General features: G+C 69.8%; 23 protein-coding genes and 1 pseudogene. 8 read left to right on the top strand and 16 right to left on the bottom strand.

Annotated features, from left to right (window positions below; all coding sequences use genetic code 11):
- The first annotated feature begins 18 nt into the window (after nt 1–18).
- Nucleotides 19–777: a class I SAM-dependent methyltransferase gene (locus JIX56_RS14190; RefSeq protein WP_257540722.1), complete on the top strand. Its 759-nt coding sequence runs from the start codon at nt 19–21 to the stop codon at nt 775–777.
- Nucleotides 778–891: 114 nt separating this feature from the next.
- On the opposite strand, the gene JIX56_RS14185 is transcribed toward JIX56_RS14190, so the two are convergent.
- Genes JIX56_RS14185 through JIX56_RS14175 form a run of 3 tightly spaced genes read right to left on the bottom strand, consistent with a single transcriptional unit; the run spans nt 892 to nt 3,584 of the window.
- A complete protein-coding gene (locus tag JIX56_RS14185; protein ID WP_306819848.1) occupies nt 892–1,653 on the bottom strand; it encodes an amino acid ABC transporter ATP-binding protein in 762 nt (253 codons plus the stop codon).
- The gene (locus JIX56_RS14180; RefSeq protein ID WP_257540720.1) at nt 1,650–2,591 is read right to left on the bottom strand and encodes an amino acid ABC transporter permease; all 942 of its coding nucleotides are present in this window, start codon (nt 2,589–2,591) and stop codon (nt 1,650–1,652) included. Before JIX56_RS14180 ends, JIX56_RS14185 begins: the two co-directional genes overlap by 4 nt.
- A 30-nt stretch (nt 2,592–2,621) precedes the next feature.
- Complete coding sequence (locus tag JIX56_RS14175; protein WP_257540718.1) at nt 2,622–3,584, bottom strand: ABC transporter substrate-binding protein; 963 nt, start codon at nt 3,582–3,584, stop codon at nt 2,622–2,624.
- Between the two features lie 609 nt (nt 3,585–4,193).
- Between JIX56_RS14175 and JIX56_RS14170 the strand changes: the two genes are divergently transcribed.
- The 4 genes from JIX56_RS14170 (at nt 4,194) to JIX56_RS14155 (ending at nt 7,664) form a co-directional block, all read left to right on the top strand.
- Nucleotides 4,194–5,444 carry an NAD(P)-dependent malic enzyme gene (locus tag JIX56_RS14170; RefSeq protein ID WP_257540716.1) on the top strand — a complete coding sequence of 417 codons (1,251 nt, stop codon included), beginning with the start codon at nt 4,194–4,196 and terminating at the stop codon, nt 5,442–5,444.
- Between the two features lie 327 nt (nt 5,445–5,771).
- Complete coding sequence (locus tag JIX56_RS14165; protein ID WP_257540714.1) at nt 5,772–6,737, top strand: zinc-binding dehydrogenase; 966 nt, start codon at nt 5,772–5,774, stop codon at nt 6,735–6,737.
- Between the two features lie 142 nt (nt 6,738–6,879).
- Entirely contained in the window at nt 6,880–7,089 is a 210-nt protein-coding gene (locus JIX56_RS14160) for an HTH domain-containing protein (protein ID WP_055513588.1), read from the top strand.
- Nucleotides 7,089–7,664 (top strand): Clp protease N-terminal domain-containing protein, encoded by a 576-nt coding sequence (locus tag JIX56_RS14155; protein ID WP_257540712.1) that lies wholly within the window; start codon nt 7,089–7,091, stop codon nt 7,662–7,664. The genes JIX56_RS14160 and JIX56_RS14155 overlap by 1 nt, the downstream gene beginning before the upstream one ends.
- A gap of 94 nt (nt 7,665–7,758) precedes the next feature.
- Here JIX56_RS14155 and JIX56_RS14150 read toward each other — a convergent pair whose 3' ends face one another.
- Nucleotides 7,759–8,847 carry a PadR family transcriptional regulator gene (locus JIX56_RS14150; RefSeq protein WP_257540711.1) on the bottom strand — a complete coding sequence of 363 codons (1,089 nt, stop codon included), beginning with the start codon at nt 8,845–8,847 and terminating at the stop codon, nt 7,759–7,761.
- A 213-nt stretch (nt 8,848–9,060) separates the two neighbouring features.
- On the opposite strand from JIX56_RS14150, the pseudogene JIX56_RS14145 reads away from it, so the two are divergent.
- Nucleotides 9,061–9,557, top strand: a pseudogene (locus tag JIX56_RS14145) (hypothetical protein); the annotation flags it as partial.
- Between the two features lie 33 nt (nt 9,558–9,590).
- On the opposite strand, the gene JIX56_RS14140 reads toward JIX56_RS14145, so the two are convergent.
- The 6 genes from JIX56_RS14140 to JIX56_RS14115 form a co-directional block, all read right to left on the bottom strand.
- Nucleotides 9,591–9,773: a DUF6104 family protein gene (locus tag JIX56_RS14140; protein WP_003961784.1), complete on the bottom strand. Its 183-nt coding sequence runs from the start codon at nt 9,771–9,773 to the stop codon at nt 9,591–9,593.
- Nucleotides 9,774–9,857: 84 nt separating this feature from the next.
- Nucleotides 9,858–13,637 carry a multifunctional oxoglutarate decarboxylase/oxoglutarate dehydrogenase thiamine pyrophosphate-binding subunit/dihydrolipoyllysine-residue succinyltransferase subunit gene (locus JIX56_RS14135; protein WP_257540709.1) on the bottom strand — a complete coding sequence of 1,260 codons (3,780 nt, stop codon included), beginning with the start codon at nt 13,635–13,637 and terminating at the stop codon, nt 9,858–9,860.
- 481 nt (nt 13,638–14,118) lie between these two features.
- Nucleotides 14,119–15,264, bottom strand: a complete 1,146-nt coding sequence (locus JIX56_RS14130) for a HAMP domain-containing sensor histidine kinase (RefSeq protein WP_257540708.1) — start codon at nt 15,262–15,264, stop codon at nt 14,119–14,121.
- Between the two features lie 66 nt (nt 15,265–15,330).
- Nucleotides 15,331–16,068 carry a response regulator transcription factor gene (locus tag JIX56_RS14125; protein WP_009341146.1) on the bottom strand — a complete coding sequence of 246 codons (738 nt, stop codon included), beginning with the start codon at nt 16,066–16,068 and terminating at the stop codon, nt 15,331–15,333.
- Between the two features lie 131 nt (nt 16,069–16,199).
- On the bottom strand, nt 16,200–16,874 hold the full coding sequence (locus JIX56_RS14120; RefSeq protein WP_257540706.1) for a spermidine synthase: 675 nt from the start codon (nt 16,872–16,874) through the stop codon (nt 16,200–16,202).
- A 70-nt stretch (nt 16,875–16,944) separates the two neighbouring features.
- A complete protein-coding gene (locus JIX56_RS14115; RefSeq protein WP_257540704.1) occupies nt 16,945–18,693 on the bottom strand; it encodes a glycoside hydrolase family 3 protein in 1,749 nt (582 codons plus the stop codon).
- Nucleotides 18,694–19,091: 398 nt separating this feature from the next.
- Here JIX56_RS14115 and JIX56_RS14110 point away from each other — a divergent pair, with 398 nt between their 5' ends.
- Together JIX56_RS14110 and JIX56_RS14105 are read left to right on the top strand one after the other, a co-directional pair.
- Nucleotides 19,092–19,784 carry a TetR/AcrR family transcriptional regulator gene (locus JIX56_RS14110; protein ID WP_257540702.1) on the top strand — a complete coding sequence of 231 codons (693 nt, stop codon included), beginning with the start codon at nt 19,092–19,094 and terminating at the stop codon, nt 19,782–19,784.
- A gap of 271 nt (nt 19,785–20,055) precedes the next feature.
- Nucleotides 20,056–20,697 (top strand): rhomboid-like protein, encoded by a 642-nt coding sequence (locus JIX56_RS14105; RefSeq protein WP_443032037.1) that lies wholly within the window; start codon nt 20,056–20,058, stop codon nt 20,695–20,697.
- Here JIX56_RS14105 and JIX56_RS14100 read toward each other — a convergent pair.
- From JIX56_RS14100 to JIX56_RS14075, 6 genes are all read right to left on the bottom strand, one after another.
- A complete protein-coding gene (locus JIX56_RS14100) occupies nt 20,673–21,368 on the bottom strand; it encodes an ATP-binding cassette domain-containing protein (protein WP_257540698.1) in 696 nt (231 codons plus the stop codon). The genes JIX56_RS14105 and JIX56_RS14100 overlap by 25 nt on opposite strands.
- Nucleotides 21,365–22,339, bottom strand: a complete 975-nt coding sequence (locus JIX56_RS14095) for a hypothetical protein (protein WP_257540696.1) — start codon at nt 22,337–22,339, stop codon at nt 21,365–21,367. The genes JIX56_RS14100 and JIX56_RS14095 overlap by 4 nt, the downstream gene beginning before the upstream one ends.
- A 38-nt stretch (nt 22,340–22,377) precedes the next feature.
- The gene (locus JIX56_RS14090) at nt 22,378–23,088 is read right to left on the bottom strand and encodes a hypothetical protein (protein WP_257540695.1); all 711 of its coding nucleotides are present in this window, start codon (nt 23,086–23,088) and stop codon (nt 22,378–22,380) included.
- A gap of 109 nt (nt 23,089–23,197) precedes the next feature.
- On the bottom strand, nt 23,198–23,872 hold the full coding sequence (locus JIX56_RS14085; RefSeq protein ID WP_257540693.1) for an RNA polymerase sigma factor: 675 nt from the start codon (nt 23,870–23,872) through the stop codon (nt 23,198–23,200).
- 161 nt (nt 23,873–24,033) lie between these two features.
- Complete coding sequence (locus tag JIX56_RS14080; protein WP_257540691.1) at nt 24,034–24,285, bottom strand: DUF397 domain-containing protein; 252 nt, start codon at nt 24,283–24,285, stop codon at nt 24,034–24,036.
- Nucleotides 24,286–24,295: 10 nt separating this feature from the next.
- A complete protein-coding gene (locus JIX56_RS14075; RefSeq protein ID WP_257540690.1) occupies nt 24,296–25,147 on the bottom strand; it encodes a helix-turn-helix domain-containing protein in 852 nt (283 codons plus the stop codon).
- Between the last annotated feature and the right edge of the window lie 220 nt (nt 25,148–25,367).

Genomic DNA, 25,367 nt, shown 5'->3' with positions numbered 1-25,367 from the left:
GCGGAGGAAGGGGCCTGTATGACCACCACGACCGGAACCGACTGGCACGCCTGGCAGGAGAGCTGGGACCGGCAGCAGGAGTGGTATCTGCCGGACCGCGAGGAACGGTTCCGCGTGATGCTGGACATGGTCGAGGCCTTCGCCGGCCCCGAGCCCCGCGTCCTCGACCTCGCCTGCGGTACGGGTTCCATCACGTCCAGGCTGTTCGAACGGTTCCCGAAGGCCGTCAGCACCGGCGTCGACCTCGACCCCGCGCTCCTCACCATCGCCGAGGGCACGTTCGAGGGCGACCGGCGGGTCACCTTCGTCACCGCCGACCTCACCGACCCCGACTGGACCACGCGGCTGCCGTACGACTCGTACGACGCCGTCCTGACGGCCACAGCCCTGCACTGGCTGCACAGCGAACCCCTCGCCGCCCTCTACGGTCAGGTCGCGGAGCTCGTCCGCGACGGCGGTGTCTTCATGAACGCGGACCACATGATCGACGAGTCGACGCCCCGGATCAACGCGGCGGAGCGCGCGCACCGCCACGCCGGCATGGAACAAGCCAAGGCGAGCGGTGTCGTCGACTGGGCCGAATGGTGGCAGCTCGCCGCCCAGGACCCCGTCCTCGGCGCGCCGACGGCCCGGCGGTTCGAGATCTACGGCGACCACGCCGACGGCGAATTCCAGAGCGTCGACTGGCATGCCCGCGTCCTGCGCGAGAAGGGCTTCGCCGAGGCCCGCGCGGTGTGGCGCTCGCCCTCCGACGCGATGGTGCTGGCGGTCAAGTAGACCGCCGGGCGCGGGAGCGGTGACGTAGGCCGGCCGGGCGCGAGTGAGGGGCGGTACGGGAATCCGTACCGCCCCTCACCCATGAAACGTTCCGTCAGGGGACCTTGGAGAGCGTCAGAGGACCTTGGAGAGGAACGACTGCGTCCGCTCTTCCTGCGGGTTCGTCAGCACGTCACGGGGGTTGCCGGACTCGACCACCACACCGCCGTCCATGAAGACCAGGCTGTCGCCGACCTCGCGGGCGAAGCCCATCTCGTGGGTGACGACGACCATGGTCATACCGGACTCGGCCAGGTCGCGCATGACGTCGAGGACGTCGCCGACCAGTTCCGGGTCGAGCGCCGAGGTCGGCTCGTCGAAGAGCATCAGCTTCGGCTCCATGGCCAGCGCCCGGGCGATCGCCACACGCTGCTGCTGGCCGCCGGAGAGCTGGGACGGGTAGTTGCCCGCCTTGTCGCCGAGGCCGACGCGTTCGAGCAGCTCACGGGCGCGCTCGCGGGCCTGGGCCCTGCTGACGCCCTTCACCTGGACCGGCGCCTCCATGACGTTCTCGGTGGCCGTCATGTGCGGGAACAGATTGAAGCGCTGGAACACCATGCCGATGTCACGGCGCTTGAGCGCGACCTCGTTGTCCTTGAGCTCGTACAGCTTGTCGCCCTTCTGGCGGTAGCCGACCAGCTCGCCGTCGACGTACAGCCGCCCGGCGTTGATCTTCTCGAGGTGGTTGATGCACCTCAGGAAGGTCGACTTGCCGGAGCCGGACGGGCCGATGAGGCAGAACACCTCACCTGTCTGCACCTCCAGGTCGATGCCCTTCAGGACCTCGACGGGACCGAAGGACTTGTGGATGCCCTCGGCCTTCACCATGGCGGTCATGCCGAGACTCCCTTCGGGCGGCGCACGGGCAGCACGGCCGCCTTGAAACGCTGGACCGGCGTCGGCGGGAGGGTCCGGGAGGAGCCCTTCGCGTAGTGCCTCTCCAGGTAGTACTGCCCGACGCTGAAGACGCTGGTCAGGATCAGGTACCAGGCGGCGGCGAGGAACAGCATCTCCACGATGGCGCCGGAGCCCTGGCCGATGTCCTGGGCCGCTTTCAGCAGGTCCACGTACTGCACCGTCGAGACGAGCGACGTGGTCTTCAGCATGTTGATGACCTCGTTGCCCGTCGGCGGCACGATCACGCGCATCGCCTGCGGGATCACGATCCGGCGCAGCGTCTTGGTGTGGCTCATGCCGAGCGCGTGCGACGCCTCGGTCTGGCCCTCGTCGACCGAGAGCAGACCGGCGCGGCAGATCTCCGCCATGTACGCGGCCTCGTTGAGACCGAGGCCGAGCAGCGCCGTCAGCAGCGGCGTCATGAACGAGGACCAGTAGTCCTTGTAGATCGGGCCGAGGTTGATGTACTCGAAGACCAGGCCCAGGTTGAACCAGACGAAGAGCTGGACCAGGACCGGTGTGCCGCGGAAGAACCAGATGTAGAACCAGGCGATCGACGAGGTCACCGGGTTCTTGGACAGCCGCATCACGGCGAGCAGGATGCCGCCGACGATGCCGATCACCATGGAGAGCACGGTGAGCAGGAGGGTGTTCAGGACGCCCTCGATGATGCGGTCGTCGAAGAAGTAGTCGGGGACCGCACCCCAGTTGATCTTCTTCGCCTGCGCGAACGCGTAGACGATCGCGCCGAGGAGAGCGAGCGCGATGGCCGCGGACACATAGCGCCCCGGGTGCCGGACCGGGATGGCCTTGATGGCCTCCGGTCCGGCGGGGGGAGTGTCCGAGGGACCGTCCGTCTTGCTGACGTCAACAGTCACAGGTGGTGCCTTTCAGAACCGAGCCGAGAATCAGGAACCGCCGTTGATCTTGGCCTCGGTGACGGAGCCGTCCTCGACGCCCCACTTCTTGATGATCTTCTCGTACTCGCCGTTGTCGATGATCGCCTGGACGGCGGCCTGGAGCGCGTCACGCAGCTCGGTGTTGTCCTTCGCCACGGCGATGCCGTACGGGCCCGCCTCGACCTGGTCGCCGACGATCTCGAAGTACTTGCCGCCACCGGAGGTCTTCACCGAGTACGCGGCGACCGGGTAGTCGGCGGAGACGACGTCCGCGCCCTTGGAACGCATCCGGGTCTCGGCCTCGGGGTTGGTGGCGAAGTCCTCGATCTTGAGTTCCTTCTTCTTGTCGTCCTTGCACTTCGTCGCCTGCTCCTTGGCGAGGTCGTGCGAGAACGTGTTGCGCTGCACGGCGATCGTCTTGCCGCACAGGTCGTCCCAGCTCTTGATGGACTGGTCGTCACCCGCGTTGGTGTACAGCGAGACACCCGCGGTGAAGTAGTCGACGAAGTCCACGCCGGCGCCGACCTTCTTGCCGGTGTCGGCGTCGACGCCCTCCTGGCGGTCCTTGGTGTCGGTCATGGCCGACATCGCGATGTCGTACCGCTTGGCCGCCAGACCACCGATGAGGGTGTCGAAGGTGGCGTTCTGGAACTTGAACTCCACACCGAGCTGCTTGCCCATCGCCTCGGCTATGTCGATGTCGATGCCGACGACCTTGCCGGAGCTGTCCTTGTACTCGACCGGGGCGTACGCGATGTCCGACCCGACGTTGATCACGCCCTTGTCCCGGAGCGCCGCCGGCAGCTTGTCGGCCAGCGGGGCCGCGCTGGTGGAGGCGGTGTCGGAACCGTTGTCCTTCTTGGTCTGGTCACCGCAGCCGGTGAGCAGCAGGGCGCCCGCGACCGCGATCGCTCCGACCGCGGCTGTCCGGGAGCGCAGGCCGGTCGTACGACAGGTGGTGCTTGCGGTCATGGTGGGTTCCTCCGGCGGGGTGGTGTGGAGTTGCCGACAGGTCGACGATTAACACGCGTCTTCGAGTGTGGCGACCTCGTGTGATTACGGCATCTTGCCATTCGTGCATGTGCATTCAGATGGCCCCCCATGTCAAAATCGGATAACGGGTGACCCCCGAATGGCCCCATGAACCGCTGCGGACGAGGTGATCACGCCGGATCTTGTGCGGGAATCCCCCCTTCCGGCCGGAAGATCTTCGGCGCATCTCAGGATGCGGTCGGCCGCGAACTCCGCACTCGCGCCTGTACCGGATTTGTCATGACGTGATCCGACTTGTCCCGTCATCCTTCGATGAGTCGAACCACCCGTGATCGTCTTCAATTGACCTTCGAGTTGTGACCTTCGAGGTATGAAGACGTGTGCACTCGTCGTCGATGCCGTCCGTCCGGTAAGAAGGTTCCTTACACCCCTCATCCGGGGCCCAGGGCGCGTGTGCGGCGCGCCCGTCGCGTCTGAGCCCGCAGGCGTCGCCGTACGTATCGGTGACCTGGGCCTTACGCGGTGCCCGCCCGCCCCCGAACCGGGAGCGGTCACCCTCAAACCATGAAGACCTAAGGGGTACAACAAGTGGCAGCGGAGATTGTCAATCCTCGCACCGAGAGCAGCGACGGCAGTACGGGTCAGGAAGGCGGCGGGGAGCCGCTCAATTCCGTCGACTCCTTCGACCCCTTCGACCCCGCTTTCGCGCTGCACCGCGGCGGCAAGATGGCCGTGCAGGCCACCGTGCCGATCCGTGACAAGGACGACCTGTCCCTGGCCTACACGCCCGGCGTCGCGCGCGTGTGCACCGCCATCGCCGAGCAGCCGGACCTGGTCAACGACTACACGTGGAAGTCGTCGGTCGTCGCCGTCGTGACGGACGGTACGGCGGTCCTCGGTCTCGGCGACATCGGCCCCGAGGCCTCCCTCCCGGTGATGGAGGGCAAGGCGATCCTCTTCAAGCAGTTCGGCGGCGTCGACGCGGTGCCGATCGCGCTCGCCTGCACGGACGTCGACGAGATCATCGAGACCGTGGTCCGCCTCGCGCCCTCCTTCGGTGGCGTGAACCTGGAGGACATCTCGGCGCCCCGCTGCTTCGAGATCGAGAAGCGGCTCCAGGAAGCCCTGGACATCCCGGTCTTCCACGACGACCAGCACGGTACGGCGGTCGTGACGCTGGCGGCTCTCCGGAACGCCGCTCGGCTGACCGGCCGTGGGCTCGGCGATCTGCGGGCCGTGATCTCCGGCGCGGGCGCGGCGGGCGTCGCCATCGCCAAGATGCTGCTGGAGGCCGGTCTCGGTGACGTCGCGGTCGCCGACCGCAAGGGCATCGTCTCCGTGGACCGCGAGGACCTCACGCCGGTCAAGCGGGACCTCGCCGAGCTCACCAACAAGGCCGGGCTCTCGGGCTCCCTGGAGGACGCCCTCGCGGGCGCGGACGTCTTCATCGGCGTCTCCGGCGGTACGGTCCCGGAGGCGGCGGTGGCCTCGATGGCCGAGGGCGCGTTCGTCTTCGCCATGGCCAACCCGAACCCCGAGGTGCACCCGGACGTGGCCCACAAGTACGCGGCCGTCGTCGCGACCGGGCGCTCCGACTACCCGAACCAGATCAACAACGTCCTCGCCTTCCCGGGCATCTTCGCGGGCGCCCTCCAGGTGCGGGCCTCCCGGATCACCGAGGGCATGAAGCTTGCGGCGGCCGAGGCGCTGGCGTCGGTCGTCGGGGACGACCTCGCGGCCGACTACGTCATCCCCTCGCCGTTCGATGAGCGGGTCGCTCCGGCGGTGACGGCGGCGGTGGCCGCGGCTGCTCGGGCGGAGGGTGTTGCTCGACGCTGACTCCGGGGGCGGTGCGGGGTGGTTTCTTCGCCCCCGCCGCCCCTACCCGTCCCATCCGCAAGCTGGGGGCTACGCCCCCAGGCCCCCAGGTGGGTTGGTTGTCTGCGGGTGGGTGGGGGCTGGTCGCGCAGTTCCCCGCGCCCCTTAAAAGCATGGGCTGCGCCCCGCTTCAAGGGGCGCGGGGAACTGCGCGAGCGACCACATCCGACCCGCACCCGCCGGACAGCCCCTCGCACCCGAGCTCGAAGGCGGAGCTGGAGAGGACGGGACGCGTGTCACAGCGCTCCCCCGTTCCATCGCCCCCGGCGTCCCCCTATGGTCAGGCGCATGTTCGCTGCCTATGCCGCCCGCATCGACCGTGACCAACCGCTCAACGGACTGGAGTTGGGCGACCGCCCGGCACCGGAACCGAGGCCCGGCTGGACGACCGTCAAGGTGAAGGCCGCCTCGCTGAACCACCACGACCTGTGGTCCCTGCGGGGCGTCGGCCTCGCGGAGGACAAGCTGCCCATGATCCTCGGCTGTGACGCCGCCGGTGTCGACGAGGACGGCAACGAGGTCGTCCTGCACTCGGTGATCGGCCAGACCGGCCACGGCGTCGGCCCCGAGGAACCCCGCTCGATCCTCACCGAGCGCTACCAGGGCACCTTCGCCGAACTCGTCTCCGTCCCCACCTGGAACGTGCTCCCCAAGCCTGCCGAACTCTCCTTCGAAGAGGCCGCCTGCCTGCCCACCGCCTGGCTGACGGCGTACCGCATGCTCTTCACCAACGCGGGCGTACGCCCCGGCGACTCCGTCCTCGTCCAGGGCGCCGGAGGCGGTGTCGCCACCGCCGCGATCGTGCTCGGCAAGGCGGCCGGTCTGCGGGTCTACGCCACCAGCCGGGACGAGGCCAAGCGGAAGCGGGCCCTGGAACTGGGCGCGGTGGAGGCGCTGGAGTCGGGGGCGCGGCTGCCGCACCGCGTCGACGCGGTCATCGAGACGGTCGGCGCCGCCACCTGGTCCCACTCGGTGAAGTCGCTGCGCCCCGGCGGCAGCCTCGTCATCTCGGGCGCCACCAGCGGAGACCGCCCCTCCCACGCCGAACTGACCCGCATCTTCTTCCTCGAACTCAAGGTTGTCGGCTCCACCATGGGCACCAAGGACGAACTGGAGGACCTCCTCTCCTTCTGCGCCGCGACCGGTGTCCGCCCCGTCATCGACGAGGTACTGCCCCTGGACCGTGCCCGCGAGGGCTTCGAGCGCATGGAGTCCGGCTCCCAGTTCGGCAAGATCGTGCTCACCAACCCCTGACAGATTCTTCCCTGACAGATTCTGTCGATACGACCTGACGGCCGGCCCGGTTCTCCGGGTCGGCCGTCGTCATGTCTCGGGGTCGGCCACCGTTATGTCAACCGGGGTTGACGTGCTGGCGATGTCAACGTAAGTTGACGTCATGACCGAAGCAACGGATCTCGCCGAGCGCGCGGGCGACCGTGACCCCCGGATCGGGCTGCGGGCCGTCGCCGCGCTGCGGAGGCTGCTGGAGCAGCTGGAGTCGGTGCAGGTGCGCAGCGCGCGCAACCAGGGCTGGTCGTGGCAGGAGATCGCCACCGAACTCGGAGTGAGCAGGCAGGCCGTGCACAAGAAGTACGGGAGGCATTGATGTTCGAACGGTTTACGAAAGACGCCCGCGCCGTGGTCCTGGGAGCGGTCGACCACGCCGAACGCTCCCACGCGAACGAGGTGAACGAAGAGCACCTTCTTCTCTCGCTGCTGGACCGCAAGGCCAGCCGCGCCTCGTTCGCCCTGGCCGCGCTGGGGCTGGCCGACCGCCGGGACTCCGTGCTGCGGGCCCTCGCCGAGGCGCGCCGCCGGGGTGGTCTCTCCCGCGCCGACATGGACGCCCTCTCCGGCCTCGGTATCGACCTCTCGCAGATCGTCTCCCGGGTCGAAGAGGCCCACGGGGTGGGTGCGTTGGAGTCGGGCGGGAAGGGCAACCGCAATGGCTGGGGGCTCCGCCTGGGCCATCGCCCTTTCACCCGCGACGCCAAGGACGTCCTCACCCGCTCCCTCCGCACCGCCCACGCCCACCGCGACCGGCACATCGGCGACGAACACCTCCTCCTCGCCCTCACCACCCGCCCCGGCGTCCTGGCCGAGGTCCTCGCGGACCATGGGGTGACGTATGAGGCGCTGGAGCGGGTCCTTTACGGCGCCGGGGAGGCCAAGGCGGGGTGAGGGGCTCCAGGGTGCGTCGTGCGTCAGGAGCCAGGCGTCAGGCGTCAGGCGTGGGCCTGGGCCTGGGCCTTGGAATGGCCGCGCCTGACCTCGGCTAGGCCTTGGGTACCCGCAGCACCGCTCCGATGTGGGCCGCCGCCGTCGACAGATGGCGGCGGGCGTCGCGGAGCTGGTCCTCTGTGACGCCGTGGTCGCGGGCCGCGTCGCGGATGTCGTCGCGGAAGCGGTCCAGAAGGCGGTCGAGATCGCGGGCCGGGTCACCCGTGGGGGTCTCATGCACCCAGGCGGGCTCGTAGTCGGCCGGGAAGTCCTCGGGAGTGGTCGTGTACTCGGGCTCCCCGACGCCCGCTCCTGCCCCCGCACCATCCTTCGCGGCGGTGGCTCCCGAGCCGGACTCCGCCCCCGTGCGGCCGAAGCCGAAGTCCTTGCCGAACTCCTTTCCGAAGTCCTTCCCGAACTCGCCGAACTCCTTGGCCAGTTCGGTCAGTCCCTCACGCACCCCGGTCGGCCAGTCGCCCCGGGTGAAGTGGTCCTGGACGTGGTCCTGAACCCGCTTGGCGATGCGCTGCAGCTCGTCCTGGGCCTGGGTGCGGGCCCGCTCCTGAGCCTCCTTGGCCTGGCGGCGGGCGCGCTGGGCCTCCTCGCGGGCCCGTCGGCTCTCGTCCTTCGCGCGCCGGGCCTGTTCCTTCCACTCCTGCTTGACGCGTCGCATCTCCTCCTTCGCGGCGCGCCAGGACTCCTTGTCGCCGTACTCCCCGAGCGGCCCCTGTTCGCCGTCACCCGTCCCGTTGCCCTTGCGGGCGTCGGAGGCCGCCGCCTGCATCTCGCGGCGCAGGTCGCCCGCCGCGCCCCGTACATCGGCCCGGATCTCGGCGGCCAGCTCGGCCACCGACTCGCGGATCTCCAGCTCCAGGTCGGCCAGCTCGCCGCTGCGGTCGGCCAGTTCGGCGCGGCCCGCGTCCGTGATCGCGTACACCTTGCGGCCGCCCTCGGTGGTGTGGGTGACCAGGCCCTCGGCCTCCAGCTTGGCCAGGCGGGGGTAGACAGTGCCGGCCGAGGGGGCGTACAGCCCCTGGAAGCGCTCCTCCAGCAGGCGGATCACCTCATAGCCGTGGCGCGGCGCCTCGTCCAGCAGCTTCAGCAGATAGAGCCGCAGGCGTCCGTGGGCGAAGACGGGAGGCATGTCAGAGCACCTTCTTGTCGGTCGTGCGAGCGGTCGTACCGCCGGAGCCGCCGTCGTCCGAACCGGCGCCCGAACCCTCCGGAGAGGTGTCGGCGGGCCCAGCGGGCGCCGCGTTGCGGAACCGAGGAGTCCGTGGACCACGCACTATCGCGTTTTTCACGATTCACGATATGTCGCGGTCACGGAAAGTCAAGACACCCGTTCTGGTGAACGGGTGAGGACGAGGCGATGCGCAACTTCGCCGCCCGCCTCGGCCTGGATCCGGTCCTTCGGCCTGGATCCGGTCCTCGACGCGCAGCCGCTGGACGCCCTCACGAAGCCCGACCCGGCGGCGGACGGCCGCGCCCGCCTGCTGGGCCTCCTCGCCGTCCTCACCCGCGCGGGAGTGAACGCTCCCCGCCGGCCTCACCCCGGGCGAACCCGTCGACCGGCTCCGCGAGGTCGCTCGCGTCCAGCCCGGCGTCCAGCGCATCGAACGGACCGGCCGGCGCGGAGCCGTCCGCGCAGAGCGGGAAGCCGTCGAACGGTGCCACCTCGGCCCCTGGCTCCCCTGGGCCGGCACCCCCAGTGCCCGCGCCCTGGCTACCGCCCAACTCCTCACGGGCCTACCGCTCACCGCCTGGGGCCTGTACCGCCGCAGCGGCGGCTGGCTCGTGGCCGGCGGTCTCCTGATCGCCCACGGCGCCGTCGGCCTGCTGTACGACCTGGCCCCCCTCGCGACTGACCAGCCCCGCCCGCGGCGGCTACTCGTCCTCGTCCTCGTCGTCCAGCCGCGCCAGCCACGTCGCCAGCCGCTCCACCGGTACCTCGAAGTCCGGATTCAGATCCACGAACGTCCGCAGCTGCTCGGCCAGCCACTCAAAGGTGACCTCCTCCTCGCCGCGCCGCTTCTCCAGTTCCTCGATGCCACGGTCCGTGAAGTACATGGGTCAAGGATAAGTGCGGGGAAACGGCCGGGCCGCACCCCCTGGAGGGGGTGCGGCCCGGTTGCGTACGGTCTTCGGGCGCTGTTACGCCTCGAACACCTCACGCACCAACTGCTCCTGCTCGGCCTGGTGCCGCTTCGCCGAGCCCACCGCCGGCGACGAGCCGTGCGGACGCGAGATGCGACGCAGGCGCTCGCCGTGGGGGACCTCCGCGCCGACCGCGAGGTCGAGGTGGTCGATCAGGTTGAGGGCGATGAACGGCCACGCACCCTGGTTCGCCGGCTCCTCCTGGGTCCAGAGGTACTTCTCGGCGTTGGGGTACTTGTTGACCTCCGCCTGGACCTCGGCGCCCGGCAGCGGGTACAGCCGCTCGATGCGGATGATCGCCGTGTCCGTGACGCCGCGCTTCTGGCGCTCGGCCTCCAGGTCGTAGTAGACCTTGCCGGCGCAGAAGACGACCTTCTTGACCGCGGCCGGGTCGACCGACGCGTCGCCGATGACCGGGCGGAACTGGCCGCTCGTGAACTCGTCCGCCTTCGACGCGGCGGCCTTGAGGCGCAGCATCGACTTCGGGGTGAAGACCACCAGCGGCTTGTGGTGCGGGTTGTGCACCTGCCACCGCAGGAGGTGGAAGTAGTTCGACGGGCTGGTCGGCATGGCGACCGTCATGTTGTTCTGCGCGCACATCTGGAGGAAGCGCTCCGGGCGGGCGGACGAGTGGTCCGGGCCCTGGCCCTCGTAGCCGTGCGGCAGCAGCAGGGTGACGCCGGACGTCTGGCCCCACTTCTGCTCCGCCGACGAGATGAACTCGTCCACGACCGTCTGGGCGCCGTTGACGAAGTCGCCGAACTGGGCCTCCCACATCACCAGGGACTCGGGGCGGGCGAGCGAGTAGCCGTACTCGAAGCCCATCGCCGCGTACTCGGAGAGAAGGGAGTTGTAGACGTTCAGCCGCGCCTGGTCCTCGGAGAGGTACATCAGCGGCGTGAACTCCTCGCCCGTCTCACGGTCGATGATCACCGCGTGACGCTGGCCGAAGGTGCCGCGCTGCGAGTCCTGGCCGGCCAGGCGGACCGGGGTGCCCTCCAGGAGGAGGGAGCCGACCGCGAGGGTCTCACCCATGCCCCAGTCGATCGTGCCGTCCTCGACCATGGCCGCCCGGCGCTGCAGCTGCGGCAGCAGACGCGGGTGGGCGGTGATGTGGTCCGGAACGTTGACCTGGGACTCGGCGATGCGCTTGACGGTCTCCGCCGTGATCGCGGTGTTCACCGCGACCGGGAAGCCGTCCTGCGGGTCGTGGACCTCGCCGGACGCCGGCTGCGAGGTGGCCTCGCGGACCTCCGTGAAGACCTTCTCCAGCTGGCCCTGGTAGTCCTGGAGCGCCTGCTCGGCCTCTTCCAGGGTGATGTCGCCGCGACCGATGAGGGACTCGGTGTAGAGCTTGCGCACCGAGCGCTTCTTGTCGATCAGGTCGTACATCAGCGGCTGGGTGAAGGCCGGGTTGTCCGACTCGTTGTGACCGCGGCGGCGGTAGCAGATGAGGTCGATCACCACGTCCTTGTTGAACGCCTGGCGGAACTCGAAGGCCAGACGGGCGACGCGGACGACGGCCTCGGGGTCGTCGCCGTTCACGTGGAAGATCGGGGCCTCGATCATGCGCGCCACGTCGGTGGCGTACATCGAGGAGCGCGACGACTCGGGAGCCGCCGTGAAGCCGACCTGGTTGTTGATGACGATGTGGACCGTGCCGCCGGTGCGGTAGCCGCGCAGCTGCGACATGTTCAGGGTCTCGGCCACCACGCCCTGGCCCGCGAAGGCCGCGTCGCCGTGGAGGGCCACCGGCAGGACGGTGAAGTCCGTGCCGCCCTTGTTGATGATGTCCTGCTTGGCGCGCGCGACGCCTTCCAGGACCGGGTCCACGGCCTCCAGGTGCGAGGGGTTCGCGACCAGGCTGACCTTGATCTGCTCGCCGTCGAGGCCGGTGAAGGTGCCCTCGGCGCCCAGGTGGTACTTCACGTCGCCGGAGCCGTGCATCGACTTCGGGTCGAGGTTGCCCTCGAACTCCCGGAAGATCTGCGCGTACGACTTGCCGACGATGTTCGCCAGGACGTTCAGGCGGCCGCGGTGGGCCATGCCGATGACGACCTCGTCGAGACGGGACTCCGCCGCGCTGTCGATGACCGCGTCGAGCAGCGGGATGACCGACTCGCCGCCTTCGAGCGAGAAGCGCTTCTGGCCGACGTACTTCGTCTGCAGGAAGGTTTCGAAGGCCTCCGCCGCGTTCAGCCGGCGCAGGATGCGCAGCTGCTCCTCGCGCTCCGGCTTGGTGTGCGGGCGCTCGATGCGGTCCTGGATCCACTTGCGCTGCTTCGGGTCCTGGATGTGCATGAACTCGATGCCGGTCGTACGGCAGTACGAGTCACGCAGGACGCCGAGGATGTCGCGGAGCTTCATCAGGGACTTGCCGGCGAAGCCGCCGACCGCGAACTCGCGCTCCAGGTCCCACAGGGTGAGCCCGTGCTCGGTGATGTCCAGGTCGGGGTGCTTGCGCTGGCGGTACTCCAGCGGGTCGGTGTCGGCCATGACGTGGCCGCGGACCCGGTAGGAGTGGATCAGCTCGAAGACGCGGGCGGCCTTCGTGACGTCGTCGTCGTGGCTGGCGTCGATGTCCTTGAGCCAGCGGACCGGCTCGTAGGGGATGCGCAGGGCCTCGAAGATGTCGTCGTAGAAGCCGTCCTCGCCGAGGAGGCGGTTCGCGACCATCCGCAGGAACTCGCCGGAGGCGGCACCCTGGATCACTCGGTGGTCGTACGTCGAGGTCAGGGTCATGACCTTCGAGATACCGAGCTTGTTGAGGGTGTCCTGGGACGTGCCCTGGAACTCGGCCGGGTAGTCCATGGAGCCGACGCCCATGATGACCGACTGGCCGGGCATCAGGCGGGGCACGGAGTGGACGGTGCCGAGGCCGCCGGGGTTGGTCAGGGAGACCGTCACGCCGGTGAAGTCGTCCATCGTCAGCTTGCCGTCACGGGCGCGGCGGACGATGTCCTCGTAGGCCTGCCAGAACTCGAAGAAGTTCAGCGTCTCGGCCTTCTTGATGCCCGCGACGACCAGCTGGCGGTCGCCGTTGGGCTTCACCAGGTCGATGGCGAGGCCGAAGTTGACGTGCGGCGGCTTGACGAGGGTGGGCTTCCCGTCCTTCTCCGCGTAGTGCCAGTTCATCGACGGCATCGTCTTGATGGCCTGCACCATCGCGTAGCCGATCAGGTGCGTGAAGGAGATCTTCCCGCCCCGGGCGCGCTTCAGGTGGTTGTTGATGACGATGCGGTTGTCGAACAGCAGCTTCACCGGGACGGCGCGCACGGACGTGGCCGTGGGCAGCTCCAGGGAGGCGTTCATGTTCTTCGCGACCGCGGCGGCGGGGCCGCGCAGCGTGATCAGCTCCGGGCCCTCGGCGGGCGCGGCCTGCTTCGCCGGGGCGGCAGCCGTCGGCTTGGCGGGCGCGGCGGCCGCGGGCTTCGCGGGAGCCGGGGCCGGCGCGGCGGCGGGCTTCGGGGCCGCCGGAGCGGGTGCGGCCGGGGCGGCCGGAGCAGCCTGGGCCGGGGCGGCCGGAGCCGCGGGTGTGGTGGTCGCTGCGGCCCCCGTGGCCGCAGCACCCGCCGGAGCCGGGGCGGCAGCTGCGCCCGGCTTGTAGTCGGCGAAGAAGTCCCACCAGGCTCGGTCTACCGAATTCGGGTCCTGGAGGTACTGCTGATAGATCTCGTCGACGAGCCACTCGTTCGGACCGAAGGCCGCGGCGGGGTTCTTACCCGCTTGGTCTGAGTCGGTCGAGATGCTCGAGTTACTGGGGGACTGTGGCGACACGGCGGCAACCGCCCTCTTCCGCTTCACAAGGTGATGGACAGCGGGAATAAAGGCTACGCCTCCGTGGCCGGGAAGGTCAGGCCGGGCCCGCTCTTCGTCGTGTAAGTCACATCGGAAAGCGGGTTTCGGGGGTGGAAATGGCGGGAAACAAGCGAGGTTCCGGGCCGGAATGGGTGTGGTGAGCATGTATCGGGCATGCGTCCGGCGGGGCCTGCGGTGATGCACACGCGGCCCAGTGGGCGAACGCACCTGATCACACGTGTCCGACTGTGCGGATCTGCCATGGATCTTGTGGCTCCGCTTCGAACTTTACGTCAACTTGGCAGAGAAGTAAGCCCCGAGAGGATGAGCGATATTCAGCAACGGCGGGGGGATTCAGCCAGGCACGATGTGGGTATCCCGTGATTTTTCGCCCCCGGCTGTGCGGATGGGCGTTCGGCTGCGGGCTGTGTGTGGTTGCTCGCACAGTTCCCCGCGCCCCTCAAGGGGCGCGGAGGGCACCCTGGGGCGGGATGCCCGGCAGAACCACCTGGATGCGGCAGCCCTTCGGGGACTCGGCCACGCCGATGCGGCCGCCGTGGAGGTCCACCGCCCAGCGGGCGATCGCCAGGCCGAGGCCGGTGCCGCCGTCGCTGCCGGGGCCGTGGGGGGAGCTGACCGCGCCTCGGTTGAAGCGCTCGAAGACGCGGTGCCATTCGGACTCGGGGATGCCGGGGCCCTCGTCAAGGACTTCGAGGTCCAGGGACTCGGGGGTGGGGCCCCGCCGGGCCTTCACCGTGACGCGGCCGTGGGCCGGGCTGTGCTTGACCGCGTTGTCGATGAGGTTGGCGACGACCTGGTGGATGCGTTCCGGGTCCGCGTTGGCCGTCAGCTCCGGCGGGTGGACGTCCAGATGCAGGTGCACGTCCGTACGCGTGTGCTTGCCGGAGTCCGAGGCGAAGCCGCCGCGCGCGGAGGCGACCATCTGGGCCTCCTTCAGGACGCCCGAGAGGTACGGCCAGACCTCGAAGCGGCGGCGGCGGAGCGGGACCACGCCGTTGTCCAGGCGTGAGAGGTCCAGGAGGGTCTCGACCAGGCGGCCCAGGCGTTCCGTCTGCTTCAGGGCCGTGCGCATCGTCTCGGGGTCGGCCTGGGTGACGCCGTCGACGATGTTCTCCAGGACGGCACGGAGGCCGGCGATGGGGGTGCGGAGCTCGTGGGAGACGTTCGCCACGAGCTCCTTGCGCTGGCGGTCCTGGGCCTCCAGCTCGTCGGCCATGAGATTGATCGTGTGGGCGAGGTCGCCCAGCTCGTCCCGGCGGTTCTCGCGGACCCGCCGGGTGTAGTCGCCGCGCGAGATGGACCGGGCGACGGCGTTCATCTCGTCCAGGGGGGCGGTGAGCGAATGCGCCACGAACTGCGTAATCAGGAGTGTGGCGATCATCGAGAAGACCGTGATGAAGCGCAGCTCGGTCTTGGTGTGCACCGCGATCATCGACAGACCGGTCGTGATCAGGACCGAGATGACGACGAGCGCGCCGAGCTTCGTCTTGATCGAGAAGGGACGCAGACCGCCGAGCGGTTCCGCCCCCTCCCGTGACTGCGCGTCACCGAGGTTCCGCGACCGTGGGTCACCGACTCCGCTCATCACGCCACCAGTCCCCTGTGTCTACGTGCCTGCGTATGCCCTCCGCACGCGAAGCGAGTGCCGGTGTCAGGGGGTCGGGGTCTCCAGGGCGTACCCGACACCGTGCACCGTGCGGATCCGCTCCGCGCCGATCTTCCGCCGCAGCGCCTTGATGTGGCTGTCCACGGTCCGCGTCCCGGACGCGTCCGCCCAGTCCCACACCTCGGCGAGCAGCTGCTCGCGCGAGAGTACGGCACGCGGGGTGTTCGCGAGGCATACGAGGAGGTCGAACTCGGTGGGAGTGAGGTGTACGTCCTCGCTGCGCACCCGGACGCGGCGCTGCGCGTGGTCGATCTCCAGCTCGCCGAGGCGCAGGATGCCCGAGCGCGGCGTGGTGGCGGCCAGCGCGGCCCGCTCCACCCGGCGCAGCAGGACATGCACGCGCGCGGCCAGCTCACGCATGGAGAACGGCTTGGTCATGTAGTCGTCGGCGCCGACGCCGAGCCCGACCAGCATGTCCGTCTCGTCGTCCCGGGCGGTGAGCATCAGCACGGGGACGGGCCGCTGGGCCTGGACGCGCCTGCACACCTCCAGGCCGTCGAAGCCGGGCAGCATGATGTCGAGGATCAGCAGGTCGGGCTGCCAGGCCTCCGCGGTGTCGACCGCGGCCGGCCCGTCGGACGCGGTCTGTACGACGAAACCCTCGGCGCGCAGGCGGGCCGCGATGGCGTCGACGATCGTCGGGTCGTCCTCGACCACGAGCACCCGGCGCTGTGCGCCAGGCGTGGCCGTCGTGCTGCTGTGGGAGGTGTGTGTCTGCTCCATCGCCCGCCCCTGAGTTGCTTTCCGGAATCCGTGGGGTGATCCCTTGACTGCGCGTGGCTGCGCATGACTGCGATTGACGCTTGAATGATCGGCGCCAGGCAAGCAGGGTACGGGCAGTCACCACGCCAGGGCTATCCAGGTCGGACCGCGAGGTGCACGACGTCCGGAACTCCCCGGGCAACCGGGATCTCTTCGGTACGCACCTGTTGGAACCCGGCATTCCCCAAGGTTTCCTCGAATTCCGCAGATGGCTGCGCGGACCACACGGCCAGTACCCCACCAGGGCTCAACACCCTTGCGCAGCTTGCCAGTCCGGCCGGTGAGTACAGGTTCTCGTTGCCCTCGGAGACCGTCCAGCCGGGCCCGTTGTCGATGTCCAGGCAGAGCGCGTCGAACGTGGCGGATGTCTCATTGACGTAGGCGACGAGGTCCGCTTCCACGATGTCCGTGCGAGGGTCCGCGAGTGCTTCGGCGGACACGGCGGCCAGCGGTCCCGTGCGGTGCCACTCGATGACGGAGGGTTCGCGTTCGACAACCGTGATCCGGCCCCAGCGTGGATCCGCTGCCGCGTGCGCGAGCGAGAAACCGACGCCCAGACCGCCGATCAGCACACTTGGCTGAGAACGGCCGGTCAGTGCGTCGAGGGCGGCGTCGACCAGCAGGCGCTCGGAGCGTCCGTCCGAAGTGTCCATCAGGAAGCACCCGTTGGCGATGATCTGCAACAGCTCTCCGTGCCGCCGCAGCACGACCTCGCCGTAGGGGCCCTCGCGCCGGTCGATGACTTCGGGTTCGTCGGTGATGGGCATACGCCCATTTTCACGTGTCCGTGACGTGAGGGAGGCCGAATGACGACCGCCCGGCGACGACTTGGCGTGATCAGAGCGCCAGGCCGTGGCCGTACGGGAAGACCGGGTCCTCGGTGTCGCCCGGCACGTCCGGGCGGGACGCCTCCACCGCCGCCATGGAACGCGGCAGTTCGAAGGGCAGCCGGCCCTCGGCCCGCGCCCGCCCGAAGGCGACGTCGAGCAGGGCCGTGTCGGAGGCCCCGTAGTCGGCGACGAGCGCCGCGGCCTTCGCGGCGATCTCCGGGAGTACGGCGGGCCGTTCCAGATTGACGCAGACCAGCGTGGGCACGGCCTCCAGCAGCGCCAGGATCTCCTTCAGCCGTTCCTCGCCGAACGCCAGCGACCCGGAGTGGAAGAACGACTCGAAGAACCCCGGCCGTTGCTCGTAGGGCGTGCGCAGCCGCAGTACGGCCACGTCCGCGTGGGCCGGATCGGCCACGACATTGCCGTAGAGGGACGCCGTCTGCGCGCCCACGCCCTCGACGTACAGGTTCGGGCGGTCGGTGAGGGGGAGCAGGGAGTGGTTGGTCAGGACGGTGAGCGAGCGGCGCTGGGCGGCTTCGCCGAGGGCGGTGAACTCGCTCGCGCCGACGGTCTCCTCGGCGCGGTTCGGGTCGACGTACCGGTGCTCGAAGAGGCCGAGGACGAACTTCTCGCGCAGGAGCCGGCGTACGGAGGCGTCGACGCGCTCCTCGGAGATCCGGCCGGAGCGGACGAGCTCCACGATCACCTCGGGGCACTGTTCGCCGCCGAACTGGTCGGCGCCCGCGTCCAGGGCCTTGGCCGCGCGTTCGGTGACAGTGAGATGTTCGACGCCCCAGGCGCGGGCCTGGTGCATCTCGTCGCCGATGGGGGAGTCGGTGAGCAGGCCCCAGTCGGTGCAGACGATGCCGTCGAAGCCGAGGCGTTCGCGCAACAGCCTGGTGAGGACGTCCCGGTTGAAGCCGAAGCCGACCTCCTCCCAGTCGTCCACGCCGATCGGCTGGCCGTAGGACGGCATCATCTGCGAGCAGCCGGCCTCGATCGCCGCCTTGAAGGGCGCGAGGTGGTGCTCGCGCATGCCGCCCGGATAGATCTGTTCCTTGCCGTGCGGGAAGTGCGGGTCCTCGCCGTCCTTCTGCGGGCCACCGCCGGGGAAGTGCTTGACCATGGCGGCGACGGAGCGATGGCCGAGCCGGCGTCCCTGCAGGCCGCGTACGTACGCCCGTACGAGCGCGCTCGTGACCTCGGCGGACGAGCCGAAGGTGCCGGACTGGCGGGACCAGCGGGGCTCAGTGGCGAGGTCGATCTGCGGGTGGAGGGCGACGCGGAAGCCGACGGAGAGATACTCGCGGCGGACGGTGTCGCCGAACTTCTCCACCAGCTCCGTCTCGCCGATCGCGGCCAGGCCCAGGGGTTCGGGCCAGGCCGAGAAGGCCCCGGAGCCGAAGGACGCGCCCGGGTTGTCGGTGAACGCGTGGCGCGGGTCGGTGGAGAGGGTGACCGGGATGCCCAGCCGGGTGTCCGCCGCGAGCGCCTGGAGCCGGTTGACCCACTCGGCCGTCTCCCGGACCCCGTACTGGCCGAGGAGGTTGAAGTGGGTCAGGTGCCCGTCCGTGACCAGATCGGTGGTGCCGCGCCGAGGGAACGGGCCGCCGGCCGCCTCGGCGAGCGTTCCGTCGCCGTTCATCGTCAGCACCGCGTGGAAGAGCTGGCCCGCCTTCTCCGCGAGGGTCATCCGGGCCAGGAGGTCTTCCACCCGTTCGTCGACGGGGCGGTTCGGGTCGCGGTACGGGAGCATCGGGGTTCCTTGTACGTGGGGCCGTGGGGCCGTGGGGGCCGGGGCGGGGCTACTTGACGGAGCGGACGAACTGGACGGCGACAGCGCCCACGATCGCGGCGGCGGCGCCGAAGAGGAAGAGGGCGCTGTAGTTGGAGCCGCTGCCGCCGATGGCCAGCAGGCCCGGGGCGATGATCGGGACGAGGGACTGGGGGTCGGGGGACGGAGCGGTCGCCTTGCCGAGCAGGCGAGTTCAGGGAAGCAGCAAAACCGAGTGGCTACTAGGTATTGGGCAAGTTGCCACAATCACGCGGCAGATGGCTTGAAAGAAGGGTGGGGTTGACTCGTGTAACCGCCGGTTCCGCACGGACCTGCGAGGGCACGCCGCAGGGGGGCGCAGGGCCGTTAGGGTGGCGGACATGGTGCGGAACCGGAGGTCGGAGGGGTCCGGCGGGCCCGAGCCGGATGGGGGCGGCACGCGGAGACCGGACGGGGTCGGTGCGCGTGGCTCGTACGCCGTCGGTGACGAGCGGCGACTGCGCATTCTCGACGCGGCCGTCGAGCACTTCGCCCAATGGGGCTTCCACGCCTCCTCGCTCGCCCGTATCGCCAAGGACGTCGGCATCACCCAGGGCGGGCTGCTGCATCATTTCCGCGGCAAGGAGGACCTTCTCGTCCAAGTGCTGGGGCGCATGGACGAGACCGACCGGGAACGGTTCTTCTCACGGGAGTTCGAGTCGGCGGCCCAGATGTTCGCGGCGCTCGTGAAACTCGCCGAGTTCAACAGCACGCGGCTCGGCCGCACCCGTATGTTCAACGTCCTGGCCGCCGAGGCGGGCGACCCCGGGCACCCCGCCCACGCGTACTTCGTCAAGCGGTACGCCGAGGTCGTGGACACCGTCGCCGGGGTGCTGCGGCGGGGCGTGGACACCGGTGAGCTGCGGGCCGACACGGATGTCGTGGCCGTCGCGCAGGAGCTGGCCGCCGTGATGGACGGGCTGCAGATCCAGTGGGTGCTGGATCCGAAGGGGTTCGACATGGCGGGGCGGTTCCGGGCGTATGCGGAGCGGGTGTCGCGGGGGATCGCGAGGAACGTGCGGGATCTTCCCTAGGGCTGTCAGGTTGCTGTGAATCGCGCAGAGGGTGGCGGGGGTCACAGACAGGGCGTACGGGGGCGTCGAGGGTGGGGTGAAACGGAGGGAGCACTTCACCGTGGATGCCGCCGAGCGTGTGGAGGCCCCGGAGGGGGGCGCCGGGGCCGACGTGACACCGTCGGTGGCCGGCCCCGTCCTCGACGGAATCCCACGGCAGCCGGGTGCGGCGCCCGTGCGGACGGAGGAGCGGGCGCCCGCGGGGCGGCTCGGCCACCACAGCCCTGCCCGGATCACCCACTCCCGCCTCCGGCGGCTGCTCCCCACCCCCCAGGGCACGCCCTTCACCTTCTTCTACGCCGCCGTCCTGGTGCTCACCTCGGTCGTCGCCGAGTACGCCGATCCCGCCCTGGTGCACGCCCTGCACCAGGGCTCCAGCACGGACGTGGCGCACCTCGTCCGGACCCCGGTGCTCGTGCTGTTCGCGAGCGCGCTGTGGGTCGCGGGCGGGGTCGGTTCGCCGTACGCCCTCGGGTTTCTGCTGGTGCTGACCGCGCTGGAACGCCGTATCGGCGGGTGGCGCACGGCCGGGGTCTTCCTGCTGGGGCATGTGCTCGCCACGCTCGCGACGGAGGTCCCGGTGGGCCTGGCCGTCCTGGCCGGCCACCTTCCCGACAGCTCTCTCCACCGCCTCGACTACGGCATCAGCTTCGGGGTGGCGGCGAGCGTGGGGGCGCTGGCGGGGCTGCTGCCGCCGTGGCTGCGGTGGCCTGTTCTGGTGGGGTTCGGGGGCATGCTGGTCGACGACCTGATCGCGTTCACAGACCCGATGACGAACTGGGGGCATCTGATGGCCTTGGCGATCGGGGTGGCGACGTGGCCGGTGGTGCGCGGGTGGTGGAAGGCGGCTCAGGTCGCCACGACCGCCGCGTAGCCGCCGGCTGCGTCGAGTGCGTCGAGCGGGCCGTGGAAGGCGACGCGGCCGGCCGACAGGACGGTGACGTCGTCGCAGGCGCCCTCGACGTCCTCCATGAGATGCGTGCACACGACCGCGCAGGCGTTGCGGCCCAACCGCCGTACCAGCGCGTGGAAGTCGGATCGCTGCCGCGGATCCAGCCCGGTCGTCGGCTCGTCGAGCAGGAGCAGCGTCGGTGAGTTGACGATGGCCTGCGCGATGCCGACACGTTGTTTCATGCCGCCGGAGAGGGTGCGGAGCTTGTGGCCGAGGCGGTCGTGGAGGTCGACGGCCTCGGCGGCCTTCTCCACCGCTTCCGGGATACGGCGGCCCGGCATCTCGCGCAGCCAGGCGGCGTAGGACAGGAACTCCCGGACCGTGTAGCTCCGGAACACACCGAATTCCTGGGGGAGGTAGCCCAGGCGGCGCCTGATCTCCAGGCGCTGGGCCGGGACGCGGGGGTCGCGGTCGAGGAGCGTCACCGCGCCTTCGGTCGGGGCGGTCGCGGTGGCGAGCACCCGGAGGAGGGTCGACTTGCCCGCGCCGTTGGGGCCGAGTACGGCGTGGACGCCCGGGCCGAGGGTGAGGGTGACGTCGTCGAGGACGAGGGCGCGACGGTGGCGTACGGAGAGACGGGTGGTGTGGATCATCGGGGGCCTCGGGGAGGGCGTCGGTCGCCGGGGGTGGGGGTGCTGAAGGCGTAGCGGCGGAGGAAGAGGAGTTCTACGAGGACGGCGGCGCCGATGGCCCAGACCGTTTGGGCGGTCTCGCCGAGAAGGTGGTTCAGCGCGCCGATCAGTTCCTTCGGGTGCAGGCCTGTCACGGGGTGCTTCTGGTTGTGCAGACGGGCGACCGCCGCGACGACGAGCAGCCATCCACAGCTGGTGGCCAGAGCCGCGGGCCGGCTGTCGACGTAAGAGCTGAGCAGCAGCGTCGTCAGGGTGAGGAACAGACAGGGGAGGAGCCAGCCGGCGGGAGCCACCTCGAGGTCGTCGTGCGTGGTTTCCTCGGCCCGGGACAGCGTGAACGTGGCGGCCGCCAGCAGGGGCACGCACAGCGCCAGTACCTGCCCGGTGCGGATCAGCAACAGGCGCAGCCCTCCCCCCGGCGTCGTCCGGGTCACCTCCACGAACGGATCCGCCCTTCCGCCGTAGCTCGCGGCCACGCAGAGCAGCGGCAGCAAGGGGGCGAGGAGGAGCAGTACGGGGAGGGTGTCGTCGTCGCTGTTGAGGTGGGCGAGCCCGACACCGGCCGCACACACGCCGAGCACGGCGAGCAGCCACGGCAGGCGCAGCCCGTGCACGGCGGCCAGCCAAGGGGGCTGTCGCCACGGTCGGCTGTCGCCTGGGGGCACAGGTCGCGGTGGGTCATCGGGTGGGGACCCGCCCAACCGGTTGAACAGGGCTCCGCGCATGGCGTCGAGGCGCATTCCGTGAGTTCCGTTCTGTACAGAGGAGTTGACGGCGGAGGCGCATCGGCGGCATGCGAGGAGATGAGCCTCCGTGTGGGTGAGGAGAGTGGAGGAGAGAGTGCCGTGGGCGTAGTCGGTGACCCAGGAGGGAGGCAGGTGGCGGTCGTCGGTGCGGGGGAGGGTGCGGGCCAGGGAGGAGCGGTCGGTCATCGGCTGCCTTCTGGGGGTTTGCGAGGGGGAAGCGTCTTTCACCGGGAGCTGTCCCATGCGGAGGCGGAGTGGAGGCCGTACGGCACGAACCAGGAGACGGTCAGGGCGGCGGTGAGGAGCACGGCACTTCGCCATCGCCGGGCGCAGAGCAGCAGGAACACGGAGGCGGCGAGGAGGTAGTGGGCGGCGACCAGGCAGTCCAGCAGCCGCTCCAGCACCACGGACCACCACGTGCCGTTCGAGGATCCTCGGACAGGGCCGGCGTACAGCTCCCATCCGCCGCGGAGGCCGACGGGGGGCAACAGCCAGGGGGAGAGGGACCACATCGCGAACGTCAGCAGGGGAGGTACGGCGCGCAGGGGGAGCACCCGCCCCACACTGAACCCCAGGGCACAGCAGGGGACCAGCTGGGCAGCGGACCAGAAGAGCAGCTGATACGTGACCAGGTCTTCGGGGTGCCCCGAGGAGGTCACCGACCACACGGCGAGGAGCAGTACGGCATTGCCTGCCAGGGCCCAGAGAGCCCCGGGCGACATGGCGAGCAGGATCACCGCGGGCCGTCGGCGTACGGACGTGTCCGCGAGCCACCGTGTACCCGAGCGCGATTCCGTGCTGCCGGACCAGCACGAGAATCCCATGGCCACGGCCGTGCCGACATCGGTGAGTACCTCCAGGCCCGCGTCGGAGACGCGGAAGTCGGTCAGGCCGGGTGTGATGCCGTACGCGACCAGTACGAGTGAGGCCACCACGAACACCAAGGCTCCCAGGGGCCCTGAGCCCTGACGCAACCGTGCCCGCAGCACCATCAGATGGCCCCGTTTCCGGAGCGGGCGCCCGGGTGGCGACCCCTCGTGCACCTCACGCGCGAGGGCTCGGAACCCGGCCCTTCGTGCCGCCACCACCGTCACCCTCCTCCCCGCCGTCCGGCTGCGCCAGCAACCACTGCCGCAACTGCGCACACCCCCGCGAAGCCCGTGCCTTGACCGTCCCCTCCGCCACGCCCAGCCGCTCGGCGGTCTCGCGGACGCTGTAGCGGTGGACGTACCGCAGCTCGATGACGTCCCGCTGCGCCGGCGGCAGCTCCGCGAGGGCGACCGCGACGGCGGTGTAACGCGGGGAGGAGGCGAGGAGGCAGTCCTCGGCGGAGGGGGCGATGGTGTCGGCAGGTGGCGCGGACTGGACGCGCTCGTCGAGGGCGGCGCGGCGGCCCTGTTCGCGCACCAGGTCGAGGGCCCGCCGGTGGGCGATCCGCATCAGCCACCCGATGGCGTTGCCCTCGTGGAACGACGACGCGCCCTTCCACGCGGACAGGAACGCCTCCTGTACCGCTTCCTCGGCGGTGTCGGGGGAGAAGCCGCGGTTCAGGAGGTACGCGAAGACGCTGCCCGCGTGGCGGCTGAAGAGTTCCGAGAGGGCTTCCCGGCTGCCTTCCGCCATGGCGTGCACGAGGTGGCTGTCACAGGGGGCGTCGTCCTCGGGGGAGGGCGCGGACGGCGGGTCGGTGCAGGACCGGCACCCGGGAAACGTGGTCATGCGGCCTCGTCGGTCGAACGGGCCGCGAGGTCCCCAGGAGCGGCCACCAGTGTCATCACGTTCAGTTCATCGGTTGATGCATTGCGTGAGGTTGCGTGGGTGGCGGTTGTCGCGTGGGGCAAGGAGGCGTGCCGGTGGCGCGAGCGGCGCCCGCGCGCCGGTCAGGGGTGCGTGGTGGGCGTGTGCGCCTTTATGTGGTCCAGGAGGGCTGTGAGTTGGGGACGGTGGGTGTGGAGTACGACGGTTGGGGTGTCGCTTTCGCGGAGGGCGAGGGTGGCGTAGGCGGTACCAAGTTCGACGCAGTTGTTGCCCCCTGAGCCGGAGTGGGACGACTTCCGCCAGGCGAGTTCGAGGCAGGAGGCGCCGTCTCCCTGACCGGAGAAGGACGACTTCAGCCAAGCTATTTCGGACATTCGGCTGCCTTCACAGACGCTGGGCCACGTTGTCGATGACGTTACGTGACTCCTCTGGGGAAAGCGCCACTTGGGCGGTGCGCTCCAGGACGCCCCGGTGGTTGGCCAGTTGGGCTTCCGCGTCGAGGAACAGAGAGCCATGGGCGGTGTCGAGTTGCACCGTGTCGAGCTGGGGTACGGCCCCGCAGGCATAGGTGACGGAGACCCCGGCGACGGGGAAGCTGCCGCTGCCGACGGGGATGACTTGGACGGTTACGTTCTTCCGCTCGGACGCTTCCGCGAGGGCGGCGAGCTGCTCCCGCATGACCGAGGGTCCCCCGACCTGCGTGCGCAGCGCGGCCTCGTGGAGGGTGAAGTGGCACTCCGGTGGCTCGTCCCGGTCGAGGATGTCCCGGCGTTTCATCCGGTGGGAGAGACGTCGGCGCAGTTCGGGGGGCGACCAGGGCGGTACCGCTTCGCCCAGTACGGCGCGTGCGTACGCCTCGGTCTGCAACAGGCCAGGAAGGAAGATGAGTTCCACGACGCTCAGGCGCGACGCGTGGTACTCCAGCTCGGCGAGGTCCAGGCCCCCGGTGGCGATGAGCCCCCGGTATTCCTCCCACCAGCCGGCCTTGCGGTCGCGGGTCATGTCCGCCAGCGCGTTGACGTATGACTGGTCAGGCGTGCCGTAGATCGACGCGAGGGTGCGGACGCGCTGCTCGCTCACCCCGAAGCGGGCCAGCTCCACGTTGGTGATGTGTGTGCGGTTCACGCCGAGGGCGGCGGCCGCGTCGCTGATGCTGAGCCCTGACTGCTCGCGCATACGTCGCAGTTCGGTTCCCAGGCGCAGCTGCCGCGCGGTTGGCGAAGTCCTCGGTGGCATGGGCGGCAGTCTCTTCCGTTACACACGAACGGGTCCATCTGTACCTGGAATTAGGTGAATCGGTAGTAGATGTTAGGCCTCTGCTCTACGGTTGGCGACAGGTCGGTCACGCGGCCCTCAACGCCTGTACGTCGTCCGGGCGTTGCCATGCATGAATCCCTGCCCCAGCCCCCCTTCGAGTGGGAGTACACCCTCCACGTGCCCCACGATCCCCTCGCTC

Source organism: Streptomyces sp. CA-210063, assembly GCF_024612015.1.
In the GTDB taxonomy this organism is placed as follows: domain Bacteria; phylum Actinomycetota; class Actinomycetes; order Streptomycetales; family Streptomycetaceae; genus Streptomyces.
This window is presented reverse-complemented; position numbering and strand designations above follow the sequence as displayed.

Excerpts from the sequence above, each read along its gene's own strand:
- JIX56_RS14120 (WP_257540706.1), bottom strand. The coding sequence starts at position 16,874 with ATGCCCATCACCGACGAACCCGAAGTCATCGACCGGCGCGAGGGCCCC.
- JIX56_RS14130 (WP_257540708.1), bottom strand. The coding sequence starts at position 15,264 with ATGAGCGGAGTCGGTGACCCACGGTCGCGGAACCTCGGTGACGCGCAG.
- JIX56_RS14175 (WP_257540718.1), bottom strand. The coding sequence starts at position 3,584 with ATGACCGCAAGCACCACCTGTCGTACGACCGGCCTGCGCTCCCGGACA.
- JIX56_RS14190 (WP_257540722.1), top strand. The coding sequence starts at position 19 with ATGACCACCACGACCGGAACCGACTGGCACGCCTGGCAGGAGAGCTGG.
- JIX56_RS14160 (WP_055513588.1), top strand. The coding sequence starts at position 6,880 with ATGACCGAAGCAACGGATCTCGCCGAGCGCGCGGGCGACCGTGACCCC.
- JIX56_RS14085 (WP_257540693.1), bottom strand. The coding sequence starts at position 23,872 with ATGACCACGTTTCCCGGGTGCCGGTCCTGCACCGACCCGCCGTCCGCG.
- JIX56_RS14075 (WP_257540690.1), bottom strand. The coding sequence starts at position 25,147 with ATGCCACCGAGGACTTCGCCAACCGCGCGGCAGCTGCGCCTGGGAACC.
- JIX56_RS14080 (WP_257540691.1), bottom strand. The coding sequence starts at position 24,285 with ATGTCCGAAATAGCTTGGCTGAAGTCGTCCTTCTCCGGTCAGGGAGAC.
- JIX56_RS14165 (WP_257540714.1), top strand. The coding sequence starts at position 5,772 with ATGTTCGCTGCCTATGCCGCCCGCATCGACCGTGACCAACCGCTCAAC.
- JIX56_RS14110 (WP_257540702.1), top strand. The coding sequence starts at position 19,092 with ATGGTGCGGAACCGGAGGTCGGAGGGGTCCGGCGGGCCCGAGCCGGAT.
- JIX56_RS14155 (WP_257540712.1), top strand. The coding sequence starts at position 7,089 with ATGTTCGAACGGTTTACGAAAGACGCCCGCGCCGTGGTCCTGGGAGCG.
- JIX56_RS14115 (WP_257540704.1), bottom strand. The coding sequence starts at position 18,693 with ATGCTCCCGTACCGCGACCCGAACCGCCCCGTCGACGAACGGGTGGAA.
- JIX56_RS14140 (WP_003961784.1), bottom strand. The coding sequence starts at position 9,773 with ATGTACTTCACGGACCGTGGCATCGAGGAACTGGAGAAGCGGCGCGGC.
- JIX56_RS14125 (WP_009341146.1), bottom strand. The coding sequence starts at position 16,068 with ATGGAGCAGACACACACCTCCCACAGCAGCACGACGGCCACGCCTGGC.
- JIX56_RS14150 (WP_257540711.1), bottom strand. The coding sequence starts at position 8,847 with ATGCCTCCCGTCTTCGCCCACGGACGCCTGCGGCTCTATCTGCTGAAG.
- JIX56_RS14185 (WP_306819848.1), bottom strand. The coding sequence starts at position 1,653 with ATGACCGCCATGGTGAAGGCCGAGGGCATCCACAAGTCCTTCGGTCCC.
- JIX56_RS14100 (WP_257540698.1), bottom strand. The coding sequence starts at position 21,368 with ATGATCCACACCACCCGTCTCTCCGTACGCCACCGTCGCGCCCTCGTC.
- JIX56_RS14095 (WP_257540696.1), bottom strand. The coding sequence starts at position 22,339 with ATGACCGACCGCTCCTCCCTGGCCCGCACCCTCCCCCGCACCGACGAC.